The sequence below is a fragment of the Streptococcus sp. CCH8-H5 genome, from assembly GCF_001556505.1.
Classification (GTDB): Bacteria; Bacillota; Bacilli; order Lactobacillales; family Streptococcaceae; genus Streptococcus.
In genome coordinates this window covers 1-3105 of the sequence record NZ_LSIZ01000023.1, presented here as the reverse complement: position 1 = coordinate 3105, position 3105 = coordinate 1, and the positions used below count along the sequence as shown (strand labels likewise).

At 38.7% G+C, this 3105-nt stretch carries 2 protein-coding genes and 3 pseudogenes; all 5 read left to right on the top strand.

Features of this window, described 5'->3' with window-relative positions:
* Positions 1-141: 141 nt before the first annotated feature.
* Positions 142-357: pseudogene (locus AX663_RS00735) on the top strand (CHAP domain-containing protein); the annotation flags it as partial.
* Positions 358-414: 57 nt separating this feature from the next.
* Positions 415-996: a type IV toxin-antitoxin system AbiEi family antitoxin domain-containing protein gene (locus AX663_RS00730; RefSeq protein WP_060972425.1), complete on the top strand. Its 582-nt coding sequence runs from the start codon at positions 415-417 to the stop codon at positions 994-996.
* Positions 993-1058: pseudogene (locus AX663_RS11070) on the top strand (nucleotidyl transferase AbiEii/AbiGii toxin family protein); the annotation flags it as partial. The gene AX663_RS00730 and the pseudogene AX663_RS11070, both read left to right, overlap by 4 nt.
* A gap of 165 nt (positions 1059-1223) precedes the next feature.
* The gene (locus AX663_RS00725) at positions 1224-2777 is read left to right on the top strand and encodes a BCCT family transporter (RefSeq protein ID WP_037605638.1); all 1554 of its coding nucleotides are present in this window, start codon (positions 1224-1226) and stop codon (positions 2775-2777) included.
* Positions 2778-2786: 9 nt separating this feature from the next.
* Positions 2787-2954, top strand: a pseudogene (locus AX663_RS00720) (LysR family transcriptional regulator); the annotation flags it as partial.
* Between the last annotated feature and the right edge of the window lie 151 nt (positions 2955-3105).

Here is a 3105-nt window from a genome sequence, read left to right as displayed (position 1 = left end):
ATATTTGGTCTTATCTCAGACGTTATCCTAAGTGGCTAGCAATGAATTTTACGGCGGCCATTTTATTTGTTATTGCTAACTTGGATTTGCCGACGGTTCTTGCTAGAATGATTGATGAGGGTTTCCAGTGTCTTTTTGATTTTGGCGACAAGTCCACAAGCAGGAGCTATTATTTCCTTTGCGGGAGGAGGACATGGCACACCAGCAGAATACGGACATGTGGCTTTCGTCGAAAAACTCTACCCAAATGGCTCATTCCTTATCTCCGAAACCAATTACAATGGCAATCCAAACTATACCTTCCATAAATTATCTGGAGTGGATAGTAACTTGAGTTTTGCGTATACGACGAAATAAAAAAGGATATGTTAACAATGACTTGATTTGTTAGCATATTGTTTTGGAGGTGGTGATATGGATTTGTTAGAGAAACCCGTTTATAATTATATTAAAAATAATCATGGAGTAATAACTTTTCGTGATATGGAAGAGCTTAACTTTTCTTATCAACAACTGAATCAGTTAGTCTCAAAAGGGAAAGTGGAATCAATTGAAAGAGGTATCTATCATCTGCCAGATACCTATATCGATGACTATTTTAGTTTACAGTACCGTTTTCCATCCTTAGAAATAGCACTTTGGTTACATAGTCTGTCCCTTACCATTCCATTTGAGCCTGTGATGACTTTTCCTTTCGGGACAAATACGAGGCCAATGAAAGAAGCTGGTGTCAAGCCAATTGTCGCTAGAAAGTATCATGAAATCGGTATTATTAGACTGGAGCGACAGGCTGGACAGTTTATCTCAGTATATGATATGGAACGAACATTAGTGGAGTGTTTGAGAACAGCTTATCATGTCGATATTCAAGTTATTGCTCCAGCTTTTCAAGCTTACTTTAAAAAAGGAGCTGTTGATTATGCCAAGTTGTATCACTATGCACAACTATTTAAAGTAACCGAAAAACTACAATCATATGTGGAGGTCTTGTCGTGAAATTTTCAAATGCTAATAGTTTCAAAGCTAAAATCAAGAATATTGCAAAAGAAAAAGGGATCTCTTTCTCAAAAGATTAGTCAAATATTTGAAGAATACGGTGCAAATATGTTGGATGTATTCGGTTGTTATATGTATAAATTAAACAATTGTGTTACAATGAAACCATATAGAATTTTAAGTTTTCTCAAAAACTTTTTATAACTAAGAACACATAAGGAGGTAAAATGGTGAAGCATTCTAAAATAACAAAAGTTTTTCAGCTTTCGCTCGTCATCATATTTATTTTAGTCTTGTTAGGGCTCTTTGTTCCCCAGCAGTTTCAAAATATTAGTTTTTACTTAAAAAATCTCTTAACAACTAGTGTTGGCTGGTTTTACTTGTTATTGGTTACGGGGATTTTAATTTTTTGTGTCTTTTTAATTGTAAGTCCGATAGGGCAGATTCGCTTGGGTAATCCCACGAGTCGGCCAGAGCATTCGACGACGTCATGGATTGCCATGATGTTTTCTGCTGGAATGGGGATTGGGCTGGTCTTTTATGGGGCAGCAGAGCCTTTGAGTCACTTTGCTATCTCGACGCCCAATGCAGAAATAGGCAGTGCGGATGCTCTCGCAGATGCTTTTCGTTTTACTTTTTTTCACTGGGGATTTCATGCTTGGGCGGTCTATGCCCTGGTGGGATTGTCTTTGGCTTATTTTGGCTTTCGTAAACGGGAGAAATATCAGCTCTCAGTCGTCTTTAAGCCTCTTTTTGGAAAATATGCGGACGGACCAATAGCAACCATTATCGATACCATCACCATTATTGCGACAGTGATTGGGGTAGCGACAACGCTCGGCTTTGGTGCCTCACAAATCAATGGTGGTCTCTCCTATGTCTTTGGTATTCCTAATAATAGTCTTGTGCAAGTCATCATTATCATCATTGCGACAATTCTTTTTCTTATTTCTGCCTTATCAGGTTTAGGAAAGGGTGTTAAAATCCTATCTAATACAAACTTGATTTTAGCTATTGTCTTGCTTGCTGGAGTCATAGTTTTGGGGCCAACGGTTAAGATATTTGACACCATGACAGACTCTATCGGCCTTTATTTTCAAAACTTCTTCCGTATGAGTTTTCGGGCGGCGGCTTTTGATGAGACCAAGCGGGCTTGGATTAACCAATGGACCATTTTTTACTGGGCATGGTGGATTTCCTGGTCACCTTTTGTGGGCGTCTTTATTGCCCGTATCTCAAAAGGTCGGACTATTCGCGAATTTTTGACAGTAGTGCTTTTGGCACCAACAGTCCTTAGTTTTATCTGGTTTTCTGCTTTTGGTACCTTATCTACTTCACTACAAGATTCGGGGGTTAATTTGATACGTTTTGCCACAGAAGAAATTCTTTTTGCCTCTTTTAATGAATATCCTCTGGGAAGTGTCCTTTCACTCCTGGCAATTATTTTAGTTTTAACCTTCTTTGTGACCTCGGCGGATTCTGCCACCTATGTTTTGGCCATGTTGTCTGAAGATGGCAATCTAAATCCAAGTAATCGTAAAAAGGTGATTTGGGGTGTCATGCTGGCCTTGATTGCTATTGCACTCATGTTTTCTGGTGGATTGACAGCTTTACAAAACACGCTCATTATTGTCGCTTTTCCATTTTCCATAGTACTAGTGTTGATGATGTGGTCGCTTATGAAAGAGTTATATCACGAAAAAGAGCAAATGGGACTCGCCATTACACCAGACCGATATCCTGAGAAGAATCAACCGTTTAAATCTTATGAGGAAAATTAGGAGGATGGCATGGAGTTAAGAGTGCTTCGTTATTTTATTACTATTGCTGAGGAGGGGAGTATCTCCAAGGCAGCTGAGAAGCTGATGATTACTCAGCCGACACTCAGTCGTCAGTTAAAAGATTTGGAGCAGGAACTTGGTGAACCTCTTTTTATCCGTGAACATATCAAGTCGCTTAATAAAGAAAACCAGGGCATCAGCTCTGGTTTTTTCTATTGCTTTTAATATTTTCATTTGTTAGAATGTAGGTGATGTGCGTGCTTGTCACGCCCTTTTTTCTGTGTCTTTTACGGCTTTAGTGGTTGTAAATAACTATAAAAATCTTAAA